A 19,350-nucleotide genomic window follows, 5' to 3' on the forward strand; every position below is an offset into this window, starting at 1 on the left:
ATGACAACAGTTGTTAATAAAAAAGCTGTCAAATCAGCAAACATTTCTTGGACATTATTTTCGTATGCATCCAAGAACTATTTGTTAAGCTTCTTTAGCTTCTTTTTTGTCTTGATGGGCGTCGTATTCCTCATATCACTCATAGAAGTTTCTGACGATCTAGAAGGGGCTGCAGTACCATTTTTACAGGTCGTAAAAATTGTCCTCTATAAAATGCCGCAACTAAGTGAAGAAATCATGCCCTTCATGATTTTGTTTGCAGCAATGGCAACTTTTTGGAAACTAACCAGAGCAAATGAACTTGTAATCATTCGCTCTGCTGGCGTTTCCATCTGGGGCATCATATTTCCTTTCGCGTTTTGCTCATTGATGATTGGGGTTTTAGCTTTTTCAGTTATCAACCCTGTTTCTTCTGCTTTGTTTGCTAAAAACAAAGAACTCTCAAGGCTTTATAAGAAAAAAGATCAAGCTATTTTTAAGGTTTCAGAAACAGGCCTATGGCTGCGCCAACCTGATAATAATGGCCTATCGGTCATTCATGCAGGTTCCGTGAATAAAGACCTATCCTTAAATCAAGTTATTATCTTTAACCTGACAGAGGATGGAGAGTTTCTTTCACGCTATGATGCAACAAAAGCACGTTTAGAAAATGGAAACTGGGCGTTACTACAGACATGGCATTCATACCCAGGGAAAAAGCCTGATTACTTTGAAGAAGTATTAATTCCCACAGAATTAACCATGGAAAAAGTACAGGACAGTTTTGCCAGCGCCAAATCGATTTCTTTTTGGGAGTTACCCTATTTTATAAACCTCCTTGAAAAAGCAGGTTTTTCAGCAGTTAAACTAAAACTACAGTTTCATCGGCTTCTTTCTAAACCATTCCTTTTCTTGGCTATGATCTTGCTTGCTGCAACCTTTTCCATGCAACAACATCGACGCGGCAAGGTAGGACTGATGATACTTTCTGGTGTTCTCACCGGATTTCTGCTTTATTTCTTATCGAATTTTGTTTTTGCTCTGGGGCAATCAACTAAAGTACCTGTTGCGTTAGCAGCCTGGTCACCAGCGGGGGTATCACTATTGTTAGGGGTCACTATGCTTTTACATCTGGAAGACGGGTAAGCTATGTCTTTTAGGGGGGTAAAAACACTACTGAAAAACTCTGTATCTATAGCAGCACTTACCTTTGCTTTGGGAGTATCCATCTCAGCACAAACCAATGCTCAGTCAGTAGATGGAATTAGCGAAGAAATCCCTGCGCTCATTAGTGCCAACGAAGTAACTTATGATGAAAATCTTGGGATTGTTACTGCGTCCGGTAATGTAGAGATCTCGCAAGGTGATCGAACTGTGCTCGCCAACAGCGTTTCTTACAACATGAATACAAATGTTGTAAGTGCGACAGGTAATATAAGCTTGCTGGAGCCTAGTGGTGAGATTGTTTTTGCTGAGCACGTAGAACTTACAGATAATCTTAAAGAAGGTTTTATTCGTGATATACGGATACTTCTGACAGATCGCAGCCGTTTAGCTGCATCAACAGGCCAATTAACTAGTGGAAACATCTCAGTCTTCTCAAACGGCGTTTTTAGCCCATGCGAACTTTGTAAGGATGATCCAAACCGAGCTCCAATTTGGCAATTGAAAGCCAAGAAAATTGTCCATAACAAAGCATCACAGACCATAAAATATGATCACGCCTGGATGGAAATATTCGGCGTGCCCGTTATTTACACACCTTATCTCGCCCACCCAGATCCTACAGTGAAAAGACGAAGTGGTTTTCTATTACCAAGTTACGGTAATTCCAGCCAATTAGGTATTACATTACAAATCCCATACTATTGGGCAATTGACGACTCCTCAGAATTTTTATTTGCTCCTATAGCAACCACCAAACAGGGTATTGTTCTTGCTGGCGAGTATGAAAAAAAATTCAATAAGGGTAATCTCTCTATTGAAGCCAGTGCAACGATAGCCGATAGAGATGAAAATAACGGCAATGTCGAGAGAGATGAGTTTCGCGGGCAGATTATAAGTGAAGGACGCTTTGATTTGGATAAAACTTGGCGATGGGGTTTTAACGCTGAGCATGCATCTGATGATACCTATGGTCGAGTTTACGGCTTCAATAATGAATCAGAATTGGAAACAAGCGCCTTTATAGAAGGCTTCAGAGGCCGTAACTTTGCAAGATTAGACACTTATAAATTTCAGAGTACCCGAAGTGGCGTTGATGATTCTGAAAACCCCTTTGTTTTACCTCGTGGTCAATACAACTTTCAAAGTCAACCAGGCATAACCGGAGCGACCTATCGTTTAGATGCGAATGCCCAAGCTCTTGGACGAAGTGAAGGAAGAGACAGCCGACGGGTGTCTCTTATCGGCGGATGGGATCTTCCCTATACCGGATCTTGGGGAGATCAATATAAATTAACCACACAAGTTCAAACCGACGGATATTGGGTTAATGGCGTTAACGAGAATAACGATGATATAAGAAAGAACGGAGATACCTTTACTGGGTTTACGGGTCGAGTTTTCCCGCAGATGGCTTTGGAATGGAGGTTCCCTTTCGCTAGTCACCGAGGTAATTTCAGTCAAACAATTGAGCCCATTGTTCAAGGAATATTAGCTCCGAATGGTTCCAATCCAAATGAAATTCCGAACGATGATAGCCGGGATTTTGAATTTGATGATACTTCATTATTCTCGTTAAATCGCTTTGCCGGTACTGATCGCGTTGATTCAGGTAGCCGTGTTAGTTACGGATTAAAATGGACGGCCTCTACTGTTTCAGGAAATCAAGCCGATTTCCTAATTGGCCAAAGCTATCGGTTTAGTGGAAACAGTAATCTACACGAGGAAAATTCTGGTTTGAAGGATGCAGCTTCTGATATTGTTGGGCATATTGGCATATATACAATTGATAACTTTGATGCACTTTATCGTTTCAGATTCGATCCTGATGATCTTGGGGCAAACCGTAATGAAGTAGAGCTTAACATTGGTCCAGCAGCTCTTAATTTAGATTTGGACTACGTTTTCCTTAAAGATGATAATATTGATGGTGTATCATCTGATAGAGAGGAAGTTAAAGTTGGTATCAATAGTGAGTTGACTGAATACTGGAGCCTAAATTCCAGCTACACACGTGATATTGATGCCGATGAGTCACGTGAAGCCAGCCTGGGCCTCATTTATCAGGATGAATGTATTATCATTGATAGCCAATATACACGAACATGGTTCCAGGATCGAGAACTAGAGCCAGATGATCGGTTTACACTTGAACTAACATTTAAACACTTGGGTACAATTCAGCCGCTATAATTTATTTCGGCTACTTGAGACAAAAGGTATCGGTATCAAATGAGAACTAATTTTGCTGCTAATTTGTTGGGTTTTGCCCTCCTAGTAACAACAGCAACGACATCCTTTGCCCAAGACGTTTTACGTCCTGCAGCAGTTGTGAACGACGATATTATATCTTTGCTCGATGTGAGCCAACGTACTCAGCTCGCGATTGTTTCAAGCAAGCAAAAAAATACTCCACAAGTTCGACAAAGAATGGTCCGGCAAGTGGTCCGTATCCTCATTGACGAAAGGCTCAAACTTCAAGAAGCCGAACGACTTAATATCACAATATCAGACCAGCAAGTTCAACGTGCCCTGACCGCGGTTGCGAAGCAGAATAAAATGACGGTACAACAGTTGACAGAAGGATTGCGTAAACAAGGCGTACTTCCAACAACCCTTCTAGACCAATTTAAAGCTGATATTGCATGGAGAGCAGTTGTTAATAGACGGCTAAGATCATCTGTTAATATCTCTGAAGCTGAAATAGAGGAAGTCATAACAAAACTTCAATCGGATGGTCCCGCAATCCAGAAAAGAATTTTTGAGATTTTTCTCGGCATAGATACTGCTTCGGATGAAGCAAAAATAAAAGCGCAAGCAAGTGATGCCTTACTAACAATAAAAAATGGCGGAAATTTTTCTGCCTTAGCCCGGCAAATATCGCAATCAAACAGCGCTGGGTTGGGTGGAGATTTGGGATGGTTGCAAACAGGACAACTATCTAACGAACTACAACCCGCGGTAAAATCCGCCTCTGTTGGATCACTACTCGGTCCGATACGAACAAAGAGAGGCTATTACATTCTCTTAGTTCAAGGTCAACGCTCCGCTGAAAGTGAACAGAAAGTCCATCTAAAACAATTCTTTTTCTCTTTGCCTGCTAACCCAAGTTTTGAAGAAACACAGCAAGCTCAATCAAGAGCAGCTGATGCAAGACGAAAGTTCACAAGCTGTAATGAAATGGATGAACTATCCGATGAACTCGGTGACGATGGTTCAGGCGATTTGGGAACCCTTAAAACGAAGGATCTCCCAGCCACAACCAGAGCAGCCATAGAGCAGGTAACTGAAGGTCAAACGACTCCAGCAATAAAAGTTACGGGTGGGTTAGCTGTTATAGCAGTCTGTAACCGTCAGGAAAGTGGTGGTGTTGATCGATTGGCAATTCAAGAAAAGCTGACTAATGATCGATTAGATACACTAGCCAGAAGATATCTTTTAGATCTTCGCAGAAGTTCAAACGTGGATATCCGTCTGTGAGCCAATCGTTACCCTTACCTATAGCTATAACAATGGGAGATCCTGCTGGCATTGGAGGAGAACTAACGCTTAGAGCATGGGAGAAATGTCATCTAAAGGCGAATCTTCCTTTTTTTGTAATCGATTGTCCCAATCGCTTACAAAAGCTAGCCGCAGATCTATCGATGAACATATCTGTTAGAGAAATTTCATCTCCGATAGATGCTGCTTCTTGCTTTGAGCAAGCATTACCTGTTATTCCAGAAGAACTATACGAAGCTGTTGCTCCCGGTGTCGGTGATCCTCGCAATGGTTCTGCTGTAATCAATTCTATAAAACGATCAGTAAGCTTTGTTCAAAATAACGAAGCCTCGGCAGTTGTCACAAATCCGATTAATAAGGCGGTACTTTATCAGGCAGGGTTCAGTCATCCTGGACATACCGAATATCTGGCAGACTTAGCCAATAGTAAAACACCATCTGTTATGATGCTGGCTTCGAAACAATTACGTGTTATTCCTGTTACCATCCACCTCTCATTGGCTGAGGCACTTAACAAACTCAATAGTGACTTGATAGCCCATACAATCAGAACAGCAAATACTGCGCTGAAACAGGATTTTGGCATTAGCGTGCCACGCATTGCCGTCTCTGGGCTAAATCCACACGCCGGAGAAAACGGTTCAATGGGATCTGAGGAAATTGATTTCATTATTCCAACACTTGAATTACTTCAGAATGAAGGTATCGATATCAAAGGCCCCTTGCCGGCTGATACAATGTTTCATGCCAAAGCGCGTGAAGAATATGACGTTGCGGTTTGCATGTACCATGACCAAGCTCTAATCCCCATAAAAACCTTGGACTTTGACAGCGGTGTTAACATTACGCTCGGCCTCCCCTTTATCCGGACTTCGCCGGATCATGGAACCGCCTATAATATAGCAGGCCAAGGTATCGCAAATCCCAGCAGCTTTATTGCAGCTATCGAGATGGCTGCGACAATGGCAAAAGCAAAAAACGAAACACACTAAAAAATGAACAGATCAACGGATAAACTTCCCCCTTTGAGAGATGTCATTGCACGATTTGATCTCGCTGCAAAAAAATCGCTTGGGCAAAACTTTTTACTGGATCTAAACCTGACCTCCAGAATAGCAAGAGGTGGTGGCCCACTTGATCAAGGGACAATATTTGAGATTGGTCCAGGACCCGGTGGCTTAACACGCGGACTGCTCATGGAAGGTGCACAGCAGGTTATTGCCATTGAAAAAGATCAACGTTGCCTTCAAGCATTGAAGGAAGTCTCAGTAGCCTATGACAACAAACTTCTGGTAATTGAAAGCGACGCCCTGAAAGTTGATTTAACCGAACTAGGCAGCGCTCCACGCCGTATTGTCGCCAACCTGCCTTACAATATTTCGACAGTGCTTCTCCTTAGATGGTTGAAACAAGTTGCTCAAGATTCAGCGGCCTTTGCAAGCTTAACTCTCATGTTTCAAAAAGAAGTGGTGGATCGCCTCATTGCAGAGCCTAGAACAAAAAGCTATGGCCGCCTGAGCGTCATGACACAATGGCTCTGCGAAACATCAGCGCTTTTTGATATTCCGCCCAGGGCCTTTATCCCGCCGCCAAAGATAACATCCACAGTGGCAAGGCTGGAACCAAGACAAAAACCATTGGCAGAGGCCAATGTGTTTACAATGGAGAAGATTACAGAAGCTGCTTTTGGACAAAGGCGGAAAATGTTGCGGCAAAGCCTGAAGAGCTTGGGCACAAATACACCAGAGCTCATATCCATCGCTGGCATTAAAGAAACTGCTCGGGCAGAAGAACTTACAATTGAAGAGTTCTGCTCAATCGCCCGAGCTTATGATCAGCTAAAAGGTTGAAAACACGATTCAATCTCTTACTTAAGCCTGACGTAATCCACGAACAAAAGAATCCAGATCAGGTCTGCGATCTCGCTTTAAGCGTTCGGCCCTGAGAATAGCCTGGACATCAGCAACAGACTTTTCGACATCTGTATTTACAATAATATAATCGTACTCCGCCCAATGGCTCATCTCATCAGCTGCTTTGGCCATCCGTCCTTTGACAACCTCTTCGCTATCTTGAGCACGGGCATAAAGACGCCTCTCTAACTCTTGTAACGAAGGCGGAAGGATAAACACTCGAACAATATCATTAGGTGCTTTTGCAGCAACTTGCTGCGTCCCCTGCCAATCAATATCGAAGAGGACATCCTGACCAGATGACAGCCCCTGTTCTACAGGTTCGCTCGGCGTGCCATATTTGTTATCAAATACAGTTGCATGCTCAAGCATCTCATTATTGTCGACCATAGAGTTAAAATCTTCTGGGCTAACAAAGAAATAATCTTTGCCGTGAATTTCGCCTGGACGCATTTGTCGGGTCGTTGCAGATATCGATAGAGTAAGTTCTTCTTCTCTTTCCAGCAAAATTCTGGAAATTGTTGTTTTACCAGCCCCGGAAGGGGACGAAAGGACCAGCATAAGGCCGCGGCGTTCAAGCGTGGGAGCAACAACAGCATTCATTATTTCTAAAACCTTACTTTTACTCGACGTTTTGTATTTGTTCGCGAAGTTGTTCTATCGTTGCCTTTAACTCAATACCAATCGTCGTCAACGCAACATCAGACGATTTTGAACAAAGTGTATTGGCTTCACGATTAAACTCCTGACAAAGAAAGTCTAGCCGGCGTCCACAGGGGCCTCCGTTTTCCAGAAGCTCACGTGCAGCGGCAACATGCGCAGCCAGACGATCAAGTTCTTCACGGATATCAGCCTTGGTTACCAAAACCGCAATTTCCTGTGCTAAACGCTCTTCGGAAACAGAACTTGTATCTGATAGTAGCTCTGCTAGTTGTTTATTAAACCGATCCTGTATCGCTGCAGGTTGCGTTGCTGCCAGTTTTGCTGCTTCTTTTTGTAGTCGTTCGATATCATCCAATTGACCGGATGCGATTTCTCCAAGCCTTGCGCCCTCTTCGTTGCGCATGCTTTGCATTGCCTCAATCGCATCGTTTAAACTTGTTTCAATCAACCCCAAACGCTTGTCGGCCTCGTCCTGAGATTCCTCTTCTTCGACAAGCTCTAACACGCCCCGTAAGTTCAAGATGCCATCAATAGAAGGAGCAACAGCATCCAGATCATTACCGATCCTTGTCGCCAGTGGGATGACCTGCTGTAAGATATCTTCGTTTACTTGTAACTGTAATTGCTTGTGTTTGTTATCTATCACAAGGTTTATATGGAAATTGCCGCGCTTAAAGCTTTTAGCCAAAGCCGATCTTACTTTTGCATCTAAAACTTCGAATCCATTTGGAACCCGGCATCTGGCATCCAGATTCTTACCATTGACGCTTTTAAGCTCCCAAGACCAGGTTGTCCCTGCGTACTCACCTTCAGCACGGGCAAATCCTGTCATGCTGGCAATTGCTTTTCCCATAATGGTTCCTCGGGGTTTATTGAAGCATTATACTCAACCACATGATCGATTGTTTTACATTCATCACAAGCAGCTTTATTTTCATAAGCCTTATACCCAAAGCATATGAGTTACTGCAAGAATGACAATTCCAAAGACGATATTTATTACCGGGGCTTCTAGCGGCATTGGTGCCGCCCTTGCAGAATACTATGCCAAACCAGGAAACGTTCTCTTCCTCGCGGGCAGAAATAGTGAGCGATTACAGACTATATCAAATCAATGTTTAAACCGTGGTTCAGACGTACATTCGTTACAACTGGACGTCACAGATCAAACGGCCTGCAGCGCGGAAATTTTCAAAGCCAACCAATTGTCAAAGCTTGATCTCGTTATTGCCAACGCAGGTATATCCGGCGGCACAGGCCAACAAGACGAATCTGACCGTCAGACACGGGAAATACTGGATATAAACCTGTACGGTGTGCTCAATACTGTTCTTCCCTCTATTAAGATCATGAAGTCGAATGGACGGGGACAAATCGCGATTATGTCCTCTCTCGCTTCATTCAAAGGACTTCCCAGTGCTCCGGCATATTGCGCAAGTAAAGCTGCCGTTCGGACCTGGGGAGAAAGCCTGCGAGGAACGTTAAAGAAGAGCAACATTAAAGTTTCAGTGATAACACCAGGCTTTGTAAAAAGTGGCATTACGGCTGTTAACAAATTCCCGATGCCATTTTTAATGGAAAGTACAAAGGCAGCAGCCATTATTGGCAAAGGCCTGGAAAGGAACAAAGCAAGGATCTCGTTCCCTAAACCGATGTACTTAACGGTTTTGTTTTTTGCAGCACTTCCCCTTTATCTATCTGAATTTATATCTGACAGATTACCAAACAAGGATAAATAAAGAAAAACACAAGAAGCGCGTTAAGCCTATGGCCGAACGCGCACCTGTATCTGTCAGCTACAAAGTAGAGTGTTCTTATTTGTGACGGAAAGTAATCCGGCCCTTAGTCAAATCATAAGGGGTCATTTCAACGTCAACTTTATCGCCAACCATGGTACGAATGCGGAACTTACGCATCTTACCACCAGTGTGGGCAATAATTTCGTGTCCATTTTCAAGCTCAACCCGGAACATTGCATTCGGGAGCTTTTCAATAACAGTACCACTAAACTCAAGGAGTTCTTCTTTAGCCATTCAACCTTTGCCTTTTTCATACCGCATTTGTGCGTGTCGCAAAACTACTCAACATTTGCAAAAGGTCAAGTAATCATCGTATTTTTGCATAATTATCGTTAAAAATTAATGATATCACATTTAAAATAAATTTTGATACCCCACTTAACCCACTCAAAAACATATACTGTTGCTAAGAATAACGCCTCACAGCATCCCATACTCAGAAGGAAGACTTATGACTAGTTTTTATTAACAGAACGCCAATGACGAACATTTTTATTATGCTCCTTAAGGGTACGAGCAAAAGCATGTCCCCCTGTGCCATCCGCAACAAAGTATAAGTATTTGGTTTTTGCCGGTTGAGTAACGGCTTCCAGAGCAGATAAACCTACATTCGCGATAGGCCCAGGAGGAAGCCGATCAATCGTATAGGTATTATATAATGTCGGTGTCTTCAGGTCCTTACGGGTTAAATTACGTCCCAAAGGCTTAGCTCCAAGAGTAATACCGTAGGTTACCGTTGGATCGGACTGCAAACGCATTTTTAAATTCAAGCGATTGATAAAGACCCCCGCGACAAGTGGCCTTTCCGATGCAATACCGGTTTCTTTTTCGACAATAGACGCCAAAACCAAAGCCTCTTCCTTGGTCTTGAGTGGCAATCCTTCCTGCCTATTATCCCATAACCTATCAAGATTGCGATCTAATGCCTGCTTCATGCGATCAAGAATAAATTGCCGGCTGTCTCCTCTTACAAACAGGTACGTTTCAGGCAAAAGACTTCCTTCTTCGGGAATGTCAGTAATTTCACCGACTAAATCAGGGTTACTTCGCAGGATCTCGACAATCTCGAAAGATGTCTTCCCCTCAGGAATCGTAACCGAGTAACTAACCGTTTTCCCGTTTTCCAGTATTTCTATTACATCCCGCATTGAAACAGCAGCAGGCATCAAGAACTCGCCTGCCTTTAAGTTTCTTGCTTTTTTTGTGTAGCGTGCACCTAGCTGAAAGATAAGCGGCTCACGAATAACACCTTCATCTTTCAGAATATTGGATATTTTCTCTAACCCGGATCCTTTTGGAATCACAATTGTGAGATCTTTTTTAAGAGGTCCAGGTGCCATAAACTCTTGTTGTCCCATGTACAACACGATGGATAAACACAAAATTCCCAAGGAGAAAACAAGCGAGGCCCACTTCAAAAAAGAGGGCCTCTTGGATACTTTTTGCTCTTCACTCACGGCTTAAGTGAATTTATCTGAATGCTTTAAGCACTAGGCTTGCATTGGTTCCGCCAAATCCAAATGAATTGGACAGCGCAACATCGATTTTCCGTTCCTGTGCTTCAAGTGGAACCAAATCAATGCCCTGACACTCGTCAGATGGGTCTTCCAAGTTGAGTGTTGGAGGAATCACACCTTCTTTAAGCGCTTTTACAGAGAAGATTGCTTCAACAGCACCAGCAGCACCCAGTAAATGACCAATCGCTGATTTGGTTGATGACATACAAACGTCTTCGTTATCACCGAATAGGCGTTTTACTGCACCAAATTCGATTTCATCCCCCAAAGGAGTAGAAGTACCATGGGCGTTGATGTAATTCACATCACTTGCATTTATGCCGGCACGTTTTAAGGCTGCAGACATTGCGCGGAAACCACCATTACCATCAGGGGGTGGCGCTGTTATGTGGTGCGCATCCCCGGACAGGCCATAACCAACGACCTCGCCGTAGATTGTAGCGCCACGCGCTTTTGCATGCTCAAGCTCTTCCAGCACAACAACACCAGCGCCCTCGCCCATAACAAAACCATCACGCCCTTTATCCCAAGGACGAGAGCCTTTTTCAGGCGTATCATTATAGCCTGTAGACAACGCACGCGACGCACAGAAACCTGCAATGCCAATTCTGCAAACTGCAGCTTCAGCACCACCAGCAATCATTACATCAGCATCATCCATTTGGATCAAACGAGCTGCATCACCAATAGCGTGAGCACCTGTTGAGCAGGCTGTCACAACCGAATGGTTTGGTCCCTTGTACCCGTAACGGATAGAAACATGACCGGAAATCAAATTGATTAGAGATGAAGGAATGAAGAAGGGTGAAAGCTTGCGCGGTCCCTTTTCTTCAATCATCACGGCTCCATTTGCAATGGTTTGAAGACCACCAATACCAGAACCAATCATCACACCTGTGCGGCACAAACTCTCTTCATCTTCAGGCTTCCAGCCCGCGTCTTCAATAGCTTGTTGAGCAGCTGTAATACCATACACAATGAAAGGATCAAGTTTTCGACGATCCTTTGCTGCGATATGGTCATCCGCATTAAAGTAGCCGTCAGCAGTTTCGCCAACAGGAATTTCACCCGCAATTTGACACGGCAAATCAGACGTCTCAAATTGAGTAATTTTACCTAGACCTGATTCACCATTGGTAATTCGTGACCAAATGTGATCAACACCACATCCAAGCGGGGATACCATACCGAGACCGGTTATAACGACACGACGCATGATTCTATAAAGTCTCTACGCTATTAAAGACGAAAACGCCGGGGAGTTCCCCGGCGTTGTATACTTCTAAAAAACGATTAAACGTTTTCTGAAATGAAATCGACAGCGTTCTGAACTGTTACGATTTTCTCAGCAGCATCGTCTGGGATTTCACAACCGAACTCTTCTTCGAATGCCATAACGAGTTCGACAGTGTCCAGGCTGTCAGCACCAAGATCGTCGATGAAGCTTGCACTTTCCACAACTTTGGCTTCTTCAACACCGAGGTGTTCAACTACAATTTTCTTTACGCGATCAGCGACATCGTTGCTCATAAACTTTAGCCCTTAACTATTTATCGCCTTTCGGCGGTTTTACTAACGACCCTAAGGCCTGAATTTCTATTATTACCCTGCTAAATACAGAGAAGCGCCGCCTCATAACACACTTTAAGTCGGCTTGCCAACGCTCTTAATCGTTTATCTTTCATAAAGATTCAACGCCAGAGGGTCAAATACTGATTATATCATGGCCATTCCGCCGTTAACATGCAAGGTCTGGCCTGTCACATAAGCAGCTTCATTACTTGATAGGTATGCAACCGAAGCTGCAATATCTTCGGGAGAGCCAAGCTTTGCGCAAGGAATACCACTCAGAAGATTTTCTTTGATGTCATCACTAAGTACATCTGTCATTGCCGTCGCAATGAAACCGGGAGCAACACAATTGACCGTAATTCCACGCGATGCAACTTCCTGGGCAAGAGATTTGCTCATGCCAATCAGGCCTGCTTTTGAAGCTGCATAGTTCGTCTGACCAGCATTACCAGTTGTTCCAACCACAGAGGTAATCCCGATAATGCGGCCCCAACGGCGTTTCATCATGCCACGAAGACATGCTTTGGACAGACGAAAGCTTGCTGTAAGATTGACAGCAAGCACAGTATCCCAATCTTCGTCTTTAAGACGCATTGCAAGATTATCGCGGGTCAGCCCCGCATTATTTACCAAGATATCCAGCTGCCCCATTGCTTTATCAGCGCGTTTAACCAAATCAGCTGGCGCATCTGCATCAGATAGATTCGCGGGCAAAACGTGGACCCGATCACCGCCAAGTTCAGCAGCTACCTTTTCAAGTGCTTCTACTCTGGTACCAGAAAGACCAACAACAGCTCCCTGATCGTGCAAAGCCTTGGCAATTGCACTTCCAATACCGCCAGAAGCACCCGTAACAAGTGCTGTCTTACCGGAAAGATCAAACATCCTATACTCCTAAGATCAATATTTGTGCGCAGAAGGGTACTCAATTTCAGGCATGAGACCAAGTACCAGTCCTTCGGCTTTTAAATTTTTAAAGGCTCTTTAACAGGTTTTCTATTTCTTCAGGCGTCCCAGCGTTCGCAGAAGTAAGATCCCGATCAATACGACGATTGAGACCGCTTAGTACTTTTCCTGCCCCCAGTTCGACCAACTGCTCAACTTCATTTGCACGCATGTAAAGTACGGACTCACGCCAACGAACAATACCCGTTACCTGTTGAACCAAGTAATCACGAATCGTTTCTGGATCCATAACCATGTCCGCAGAAACATTACAAACAACCGGTACAGATGGAGCACGAAGAGTGACAGCAGCCAAAGCTTCGGCCATAGCATCCGCAGCAGGCGCCATTAGTGAACAATGGAATGGGGCAGATACAGGTAGCAATACAGCACGTTTCGCGCCTTTGGATTTAGCAATTTCCAAAGAGCGTTCAACCGCAGCTTTGTGACCACTAACAACAACCTGTCCCGGTGCATTATCATTCGCAGCAGAACAAACGTCACCCTGTGCGGCTTCTTCTGCAACAGCTTGTGCGTCTTCAAAATCAAGCCCAAGAAGCGCTGCCATTGCACCTTCCCCGACAGGAACGGCTTGTTGCATTGACTGACCACGCAGTTTCAGCAAGCGCGCGGCATCAGCCAGCTCAACAGTGCCAACCGCCGTCAGGGCTGAATACTCACCAAGAGAGTGTCCAGCGACAAAAGAGGCATGATCACTCAGGGATAAATTGCCCTCGTTCTGCAACACCCGAACAACAGCAGTACTCACAGCCATCAAAGCAGGTTGCGCATTTTCAGTAAGCGTGAGTTCGTCAATCGGCCCTTCAAACATCAGCGTTGATAACTTCTGCCCAAGAGCCTCATCAACTTCTTCAAAAACTTCGCGAGCTACAGAAAAAGCTTCCGCGAGTTCTTTTCCCATACCAACGGCCTGTGATCCCTGTCCGGGAAAAACAAATGCACGCTTCATTATAAACTCCTTATTAAACGCGCTGATGTTGTCGTGTAACGCGCTTGTATTACAATTTTCATTACCCGCTTTTGCTCTACCAATAATGAACAAACAACATTCAGAGTATTGTGTTGCCCCAGAAATAGCCTTCCAGAGATGATTATGCAACGCTCGGCATACCTAATTATTCTCCGAGTTAAAAACACAGCACACTGTCATCAACACAATCTTTTAATTTCAACAGGTTATGCATGCAACACACTATAGAGCTTGACCCCCGCAACAAGATCGCTATATTCCGCACGTTAATCCGCACTAAATCAACTCCTTGCTGGTGACCTCTAGCGGAAAAAAGGACACCAGCTCCGGGTAAAGGTTTTCCTCTACCCACAAAGCCGTGAGGAGTAACTATGGCTTTTTATGAATGTGTATATATCGCACGTCAGGACATCTCGTCCTCGCAGGTCGATGCACTCACTGAGCAGTTTACTGCTATTATCACCGAAAATGGTGGTTCTGTTGCTAAGACCGAATACTGGGGTCTTCGTAACATGGCCTATCGCGTTAAGAAAAATCGCAAAGGTCATTACGTTCTTCTCAACATCGATGCTCCTTCTGCAGCGGTCCAGGAAATGGAACGCGTTATGCGCTTGAACGACGATGTTCTTCGTACACTAACTATCAAAGTTGACGTACTTGAAGAAGAGCCTTCTGTAGTCATGCAAAACCGTGGCAGCCGTGATGAGCGCGGTGGTCGTGGTGGTCGTGGTGGTCGTGATGACCGCGGCGGTGATCGTGGTGGCCGCGGTGGTGATCGTGGTGGTCGTCCTCCTCGTGAGGGTGGCGATCGTGCCCCTCGTGAAGCAACAGCTAGCTAAGGAAGAGAAACCATGGCCGTTCAAATCGTTAGCCAGGGCGTTGGTTCACGTCGCCCGTTTAACCGTCGCCGTAAAAGCTGCCCGTTCGTTGGCGCAAATGCACCAAAGATCGACTACAAAGACACACGTCTTCTGCAGCGTTTCATCTCAGAGCGCGGTAAAATTGTACCAAGTCGTATAACCGCAGTATCAGCAAAAAAACAGCGCGAGCTTGCAAAAGCTATCAAACGTGCTCGCTTCCTTGCTCTATTGCCATACTTGATCGGGTAAGAAGGAGATTTTATCATGCAAGTCGTCCTTCTAGAACGCATCGAAAAACTTGGTCAGATGGGTGATGTTGTCACCGTGAAACCTGGTTATGCTCGTAACTTCCTGCTTCCAAAGCAGAAAGCTATGCGTGCAACAAAATCAAATCTTGAACACTTCGAAAACCAGCGTGCTCAGCTGGAAGCAGACAACCTCAAGCGCCGCGATGAAGCCCAACAGGTTTCTGGTAAGCTTGAAGGTCTGACTGTTTCTCTGATTCGTCAGGCTGGTGATTCCGGGCAGCTTTACGGTTCTGTAAACACTCGTGATATCGCTGAAGCAGTTACTGAAGCTGGCATTACTGTTGCCCGCGCTCAGGTTGTTCTCGACAAAGTTATCAAAACTCTTGGCCTGCACGACGTTAAAGTTGTTCTGCACCCAGAAGTTTCCGTTAACATTGTTGTTAACACTGCACGTTCTGCTGAAGAAGCTGAGCTACAGCTTAGCTCTGGCGGTGCTGTTTCCAATGAGGAAGCTGCTGAAGAGCGTGAAGCTGTTGCAGAAGCAGTTGAAGAAGAAATCACAGAAGAAGAAACAGAAGCATAAGTCTTCTTTTTATACTTCTGAGTATCATGAAACGGCACCTTTCGAGGTGCCGTTTTCATTTCCAACCTGTACTTCTCGTCCCTAAAGGGCTACATTCCTCTGCGCTCTTTTTTTGCCCTAAAACGGGTAAAAGAAACAGATATAATCAGGCGTTTGTTGGTACTAATTTTCTAGATTCGAGGCCATGGAAGATCACGCGATTCCTCCCTTTGATGTTTCAGACATCCCCTTTGATGATGGACAAGAACTCCGCTCTCCCCCTCATAACTACGAGGTAGAGCAAGCTCTGTTAGGAGCTGTTCTGTCAAACAACAAGGCCTTTGAAAGGATCTCGGATTTTCTTCTTCCCGTCCACTTTGCAGATCCGGCCCATGCCGAGATTTATCACGCCTGCAAAACACTGATTGAACGGGGACAACTGGCAAACGCAACAACACTAAAGAACTTTTTTGCCAGCAACGGCAATCTGGAAGAACTTGGTGGTACCAGCTATCTGGCTGAACTTCAGAGCAATGTTGTTACGATCATCAATGCGTCTGAATACGGCAAGATTATTCACGATCTCTATATCCGCAGAGAGCTCATTGACCTAGGCGAAGAAGTCGTTAATCACGCCCACACGCACGAACTCGAACTTTCTGCGACTCAACAAATCGAAGGTGCAGAACAAAAGCTGTACCGTCTTGCTGAAGAAGGCCAGACTGAAGGCGGGTTCACATCTTTTGCTGATGCCCTTGCCGTTTCAATGAACTACATTGATGTCGCCATGAAACAGGGCGACGGTATTTCCGGCGTTTCAAGTGGTCTGCGCGATGTAGATAAACTTCTCGGTGGTTTCCATCATTCAGATTTAATTATCCTTGCCGCCCGTCCGTCCATGGGTAAAACGGCCTTTGTGACAAACATCGCTTTTAATATAGCCCAAGCAACCAAGCCCGGACACAACGCCGAAGGGGATGAAGTCGACATTCCCATGTCTGTTGCTTTCTTCTCTCTGGAGATGTCAGCGGATCAGCTCGCAAGCAGGATTTTGTCTTCTGCGGCAGAAACGCCATCGCATTTGATGCGTAAAGGTGAACTAACAGAAGATCAATTCGAACATGTGTTTCAAATAAGCCGCGCCCTTTCAAACTACAAACTCTTTATTGATGACACACCGAACCTGACAATTCCGGGGCTTCGAAATCGTGTCAGACGCCTTAAAAGGCAGCACGGGCTGGATATTATTATTGTCGATTACCTGCAATTGATGTCCGGTGCACCTGGCGGGAAAAGCGACAGCCGTGTTCAAGAGGTTTCAGAAATTTCCCGTGGCCTGAAAGGAATTGCGAAAGAGATGAATGTACCCGTTATCGCACTTTCGCAGCTTTCCCGTCAGACAGAACAACGGGAAGATAAACGCCCTCAGCTTTCGGATCTACGCGAATCCGGTTCAATCGAGCAGGATGCCGACGTTGTGGTTTTCCTCTATCGTGACGAATACTACATCGCCCGTGAAAAGCCTGGGCAAGGCGCAGATGATTCGACCGATAGATTCCATGAGAAACTTGCCAATCACGAAGCTCGCCTGGATGCAGCCCGCAACAAAGCGGAAATGATTGTCGGAAAACAACGTCACGGTCCAATCGGTTCTGTTGAACTCCACTTTAACGGCGAGTTTACAAAGTTCTCAGACTTGGCAGAAGAAGATCAATTACCAGAAAGTTATTAGTCAATCAGATAAGGCAAATAACCCAATGCTTTGCCGCAACCTTGATTGACGCAAAAGGTCACGTTGGTTATTGTGCCTAACCGAAAGATGATGGGTGTTTCGAGCTTTACAGGGCAAAGTATGGAACTAACGTTATCTCATCGAAATAAAATGGATAGATCCTTAGGGGGAAGGAAAACTCTGTTCTGGCCATCAACGCCTGAGCGAACTGATTTTCATTACATCTCATTCGATCATTCCCCAAAACAACGCGTATAAACGGTAAACTGCATGCCTATTTTACAACCTCTTGGTAATCTTACTCTACGTTTTCTAGAGATTATTGGGCGTCTTTCCGTTTTTGCTGGCACAGCAATATCACATTGCTTTCGCCCTCCTTTCTATCCGAAACTCATTCTAAAACAAATGATCGAGGTCGGGTATTACTCACTGCCTGTTGTTGGTTTGACTGCAATTTTTACCGGCATGGTGCTCGCGTTACAAAGTTACACGGGCTTCGCCCGCTTTTCTGCTGAAAGCGCCATTCCCAATGTTGTTATCGTTTCCATCACCCGTGAACTTGGACCTGTATTGGCTGGCCTGATGGTAGCTGGTCGTGTTGGCGCCGCCATGGCCGCCGAAATCGGTACAATGCGGGTGACGGAACAAATTGATGCTCTCTACACCTTAGCAACAAACCCTTTTAAATACCTTATTGCCCCTCGTGTGATTGCTGGCGTTCTAACACTCCCCCTTCTCGTACTGGTGGCAGATACGATTGGTGTTTTCGGGGGGTATCTGGTTTCCGTACACAAGCTTGGCTTTAACCCTGCGACCTATATCAAGAATACTCTCGATTTCATGGAGAATCTCGATGTGATCTCTGGCTTGGTTAAGGCGGCTGTCTTTGGTTTCCTGATCACTTTGATGGGCTGTTACCACGGCTTCCATTCAAGAGGTGGCGCACAAGGTGTTGGCGCAGCGACAACAAACGCAGTTGTATCCGCTTCTATTCTTATTCTCATCTCCAATTACATCATCACTGAGTTGTTTTTCTCAATATGAGTAATAGAACCAACACAGCAGGCAAAGACATAAGAATAAAGATCAGAGGCCTGACCAAAGCCTTTGGCCCCAAAGTTATTCTGAATGATTTGGATCTGGATGTTTACGCTGGCGAATCTCTCGTTGTTATCGGTGGCTCAGGAACGGGGAAATCAGTTTTATTGAAATGTATGCTCGGTCTTTTACGGCCTGATGCAGGCAGTATAGAGATAAACGGACAAGAAATTGTCGGCCTTGGCAGCGACGATATGGAACAGGTACGCCGAAAATTTGGTATGCTTTTCCAATACGCCGCCTTGTTTGATTCTCTTTCAATTCTCGATAATGTTGCTTTCGGCCTAACACAGGCTCACGGTGTTCCTAAAAAGGAAGCGCACCGTATTGCGCTTGAAAAACTCTCTGCTGTTGGGCTGGGCGAACGTTTCGCCTCGAAATTCCCTGCCGAATTATCGGGCGGCATGAAAAAGAGAGTTGGCCTTGCCCGCGCTATTGCAACAACACCAGAGACCCTTTTCTTTGATGAGCCGACAACGGGTCTTGATCCTGTCATGGGCGATGTGATTGACCAGTTAATTGTAAAATCGGTGAAAGAGCTTGGCGCAACAGGCCTGACAATTACTCACGACATGGATTCAGCCAAACGGATTTCTGATCGAATAGCCATGCTCTATGATGGGAAAATCACATGGGTCGGCCCCACAAATGAGCTGGAAAAAACAGATAACCCTTATGTACACCAGTTTATCAATGGGCTGCTGGATGGTCCGATAAAAATCAGCTTTGCAAATAGTGATCGTGCAGCAGGTTGATACTGTTTCAAGTCTGACAGGACTGAGTTAGATTACCTCAATAACGCTATA

Annotated in this window: 20 protein-coding genes; 12 read left to right on the forward strand and 8 right to left on the reverse strand. The window is 45.0% G+C overall.

The features are described 5' to 3' along the window. From lptG to rsmA, 5 genes are read left to right on the forward strand one after another with little or no spacing between them, the layout of a single operon-like run. Positions 1–1,125 (forward strand): LPS export ABC transporter permease LptG, encoded by a 1,125-nt coding sequence (lptG, locus tag BKB51_RS08640; protein WP_085900683.1) that lies wholly within the window; start codon positions 1–3, stop codon positions 1,123–1,125. A gap of 3 nt (positions 1,126–1,128) precedes the next feature. Beyond that, the gene (locus tag BKB51_RS08645; protein WP_085900684.1) at positions 1,129–3,336 is read left to right on the forward strand and encodes an LPS-assembly protein LptD; all 2,208 of its coding nucleotides are present in this window, start codon (positions 1,129–1,131) and stop codon (positions 3,334–3,336) included. Between the two features lie 39 nt (positions 3,337–3,375). Further along, complete coding sequence (locus BKB51_RS08650) at positions 3,376–4,623, forward strand: peptidylprolyl isomerase (RefSeq protein ID WP_085900685.1); 1,248 nt, start codon at positions 3,376–3,378, stop codon at positions 4,621–4,623. Further along, complete coding sequence (gene pdxA, locus BKB51_RS08655) at positions 4,620–5,636, forward strand: 4-hydroxythreonine-4-phosphate dehydrogenase PdxA (protein ID WP_085900686.1); 1,017 nt, start codon at positions 4,620–4,622, stop codon at positions 5,634–5,636. The genes BKB51_RS08650 and pdxA overlap by 4 nt, the downstream gene beginning before the upstream one ends. Before the next feature lie 3 nt (positions 5,637–5,639). Further along, a complete protein-coding gene (rsmA, locus tag BKB51_RS08660; RefSeq protein WP_085900687.1) occupies positions 5,640–6,494 on the forward strand; it encodes a 16S rRNA (adenine(1518)-N(6)/adenine(1519)-N(6))-dimethyltransferase RsmA in 855 nt (284 codons plus the stop codon). A gap of 21 nt (positions 6,495–6,515) precedes the next feature. Here the strand turns inward: rsmA and gmk are convergent, their stop codons facing one another. Continuing rightward, complete coding sequence (gene gmk / locus BKB51_RS08665; RefSeq protein ID WP_085900688.1) at positions 6,516–7,160, reverse strand: guanylate kinase; 645 nt, start codon at positions 7,158–7,160, stop codon at positions 6,516–6,518. Between the two features lie 19 nt (positions 7,161–7,179). Then, entirely contained in the window at positions 7,180–8,073 is an 894-nt protein-coding gene (locus BKB51_RS08670) for a YicC/YloC family endoribonuclease (RefSeq protein WP_085900689.1), read from the reverse strand. Between the two features lie 121 nt (positions 8,074–8,194). On the opposite strand from BKB51_RS08670, the gene BKB51_RS08675 reads away from it, so the two are divergent. After that, positions 8,195–8,959: an SDR family NAD(P)-dependent oxidoreductase gene (locus BKB51_RS08675; RefSeq protein WP_085900690.1), complete on the forward strand. Its 765-nt coding sequence runs from the start codon at positions 8,195–8,197 to the stop codon at positions 8,957–8,959. A gap of 75 nt (positions 8,960–9,034) precedes the next feature. Here the strand turns inward: BKB51_RS08675 and infA are convergent, their stop codons facing one another. The 6 genes from infA to fabD form a co-directional block, all read right to left on the reverse strand. Beyond that, positions 9,035–9,253 carry a translation initiation factor IF-1 gene (gene infA / locus BKB51_RS08680; RefSeq protein WP_046507661.1) on the reverse strand — a complete coding sequence of 73 codons (219 nt, stop codon included), beginning with the start codon at positions 9,251–9,253 and terminating at the stop codon, positions 9,035–9,037. Positions 9,254–9,474: 221 nt separating this feature from the next. Continuing rightward, positions 9,475–10,476 carry an endolytic transglycosylase MltG gene (gene mltG / locus BKB51_RS08685; protein ID WP_085900691.1) on the reverse strand — a complete coding sequence of 334 codons (1,002 nt, stop codon included), beginning with the start codon at positions 10,474–10,476 and terminating at the stop codon, positions 9,475–9,477. Positions 10,477–10,489: 13 nt separating this feature from the next. Then, positions 10,490–11,752, reverse strand: coding sequence for a beta-ketoacyl-ACP synthase II (gene fabF / locus BKB51_RS08690; protein WP_085900692.1), 1,263 nt, complete (start codon positions 11,750–11,752; stop codon positions 10,490–10,492). Positions 11,753–11,829: 77 nt separating this feature from the next. Beyond that, entirely contained in the window at positions 11,830–12,066 is a 237-nt protein-coding gene (locus BKB51_RS08695; RefSeq protein WP_046507651.1) for an acyl carrier protein, read from the reverse strand. 186 nt (positions 12,067–12,252) lie between these two features. Then, positions 12,253–12,993 (reverse strand): 3-oxoacyl-[acyl-carrier-protein] reductase, encoded by a 741-nt coding sequence (gene fabG / locus BKB51_RS08700; protein WP_085900693.1) that lies wholly within the window; start codon positions 12,991–12,993, stop codon positions 12,253–12,255. 88 nt (positions 12,994–13,081) lie between these two features. Further along, positions 13,082–14,023, reverse strand: coding sequence for an ACP S-malonyltransferase (fabD, locus tag BKB51_RS08705; protein WP_085900694.1), 942 nt, complete (start codon positions 14,021–14,023; stop codon positions 13,082–13,084). A 392-nt stretch (positions 14,024–14,415) separates the two neighbouring features. Between fabD and rpsF the strand changes: the two genes are divergently transcribed. The 6 genes from rpsF (at position 14,416) to BKB51_RS08735 (ending at position 19,299) form a co-directional block, all read left to right on the forward strand. Beyond that, a complete protein-coding gene (rpsF, locus tag BKB51_RS08710; protein ID WP_085900695.1) occupies positions 14,416–14,883 on the forward strand; it encodes a 30S ribosomal protein S6 in 468 nt (155 codons plus the stop codon). A 12-nt stretch (positions 14,884–14,895) separates the two neighbouring features. Next, positions 14,896–15,153, forward strand: a complete 258-nt coding sequence (gene rpsR / locus BKB51_RS08715) for a 30S ribosomal protein S18 (RefSeq protein ID WP_047764749.1) — start codon at positions 14,896–14,898, stop codon at positions 15,151–15,153. A 15-nt stretch (positions 15,154–15,168) separates the two neighbouring features. Beyond that, positions 15,169–15,735 carry a 50S ribosomal protein L9 gene (gene rplI, locus BKB51_RS08720; protein ID WP_085900696.1) on the forward strand — a complete coding sequence of 189 codons (567 nt, stop codon included), beginning with the start codon at positions 15,169–15,171 and terminating at the stop codon, positions 15,733–15,735. A 184-nt stretch (positions 15,736–15,919) separates the two neighbouring features. Continuing rightward, positions 15,920–17,446, forward strand: coding sequence for a replicative DNA helicase (locus tag BKB51_RS08725; protein ID WP_085900697.1), 1,527 nt, complete (start codon positions 15,920–15,922; stop codon positions 17,444–17,446). A gap of 270 nt (positions 17,447–17,716) precedes the next feature. Continuing rightward, entirely contained in the window at positions 17,717–18,490 is a 774-nt protein-coding gene (locus BKB51_RS08730; RefSeq protein WP_085900698.1) for an MlaE family ABC transporter permease, read from the forward strand. Then, positions 18,487–19,299, forward strand: a complete 813-nt coding sequence (locus BKB51_RS08735) for an ABC transporter ATP-binding protein (RefSeq protein ID WP_085900699.1) — start codon at positions 18,487–18,489, stop codon at positions 19,297–19,299. Before BKB51_RS08730 ends, BKB51_RS08735 begins: the two co-directional genes overlap by 4 nt. Positions 19,300–19,350 lie beyond the last annotated feature (51 nt).

The organism is Kiloniella majae (assembly GCF_002118315.1).
Classification (GTDB): domain Bacteria; phylum Pseudomonadota; class Alphaproteobacteria; order Kiloniellales; family Kiloniellaceae; genus Kiloniella; species Kiloniella majae.

What these genes read in the sequence shown, in the direction of transcription:
- lptG (WP_085900683.1), top strand. Translation starts at nt 1, where the DNA reads ATGACAACAGTTGTTAATAAAAAAGCTGTCAAATCAGCAAACATTTCT.
- BKB51_RS08645 (WP_085900684.1), top strand. Translation starts at nt 1,129, where the DNA reads ATGTCTTTTAGGGGGGTAAAAACACTACTGAAAAACTCTGTATCTATA.
- BKB51_RS08650 (WP_085900685.1), top strand. Translation starts at nt 3,376, where the DNA reads ATGAGAACTAATTTTGCTGCTAATTTGTTGGGTTTTGCCCTCCTAGTA.
- rsmA (WP_085900687.1), top strand. Translation starts at nt 5,640, where the DNA reads ATGAACAGATCAACGGATAAACTTCCCCCTTTGAGAGATGTCATTGCA.
- gmk (WP_085900688.1), bottom strand. Translation starts at nt 7,160, where the DNA reads ATGAATGCTGTTGTTGCTCCCACGCTTGAACGCCGCGGCCTTATGCTG.
- BKB51_RS08670 (WP_085900689.1), bottom strand. Translation starts at nt 8,073, where the DNA reads ATGGGAAAAGCAATTGCCAGCATGACAGGATTTGCCCGTGCTGAAGGT.
- BKB51_RS08675 (WP_085900690.1), top strand. Translation starts at nt 8,195, where the DNA reads ATGACAATTCCAAAGACGATATTTATTACCGGGGCTTCTAGCGGCATT.
- infA (WP_046507661.1), bottom strand. Translation starts at nt 9,253, where the DNA reads ATGGCTAAAGAAGAACTCCTTGAGTTTAGTGGTACTGTTATTGAAAAG.
- fabF (WP_085900692.1), bottom strand. Translation starts at nt 11,752, where the DNA reads ATGCGTCGTGTCGTTATAACCGGTCTCGGTATGGTATCCCCGCTTGGA.
- BKB51_RS08695 (WP_046507651.1), bottom strand. Translation starts at nt 12,066, where the DNA reads ATGAGCAACGATGTCGCTGATCGCGTAAAGAAAATTGTAGTTGAACAC.
- fabG (WP_085900693.1), bottom strand. Translation starts at nt 12,993, where the DNA reads ATGTTTGATCTTTCCGGTAAGACAGCACTTGTTACGGGTGCTTCTGGC.
- fabD (WP_085900694.1), bottom strand. Translation starts at nt 14,023, where the DNA reads ATGAAGCGTGCATTTGTTTTTCCCGGACAGGGATCACAGGCCGTTGGT.
- rpsF (WP_085900695.1), top strand. Translation starts at nt 14,416, where the DNA reads ATGGCTTTTTATGAATGTGTATATATCGCACGTCAGGACATCTCGTCC.
- rpsR (WP_047764749.1), top strand. Translation starts at nt 14,896, where the DNA reads ATGGCCGTTCAAATCGTTAGCCAGGGCGTTGGTTCACGTCGCCCGTTT.
- rplI (WP_085900696.1), top strand. Translation starts at nt 15,169, where the DNA reads ATGCAAGTCGTCCTTCTAGAACGCATCGAAAAACTTGGTCAGATGGGT.
- BKB51_RS08725 (WP_085900697.1), top strand. Translation starts at nt 15,920, where the DNA reads ATGGAAGATCACGCGATTCCTCCCTTTGATGTTTCAGACATCCCCTTT.
- BKB51_RS08730 (WP_085900698.1), top strand. Translation starts at nt 17,717, where the DNA reads ATGCCTATTTTACAACCTCTTGGTAATCTTACTCTACGTTTTCTAGAG.
- BKB51_RS08735 (WP_085900699.1), top strand. Translation starts at nt 18,487, where the DNA reads ATGAGTAATAGAACCAACACAGCAGGCAAAGACATAAGAATAAAGATC.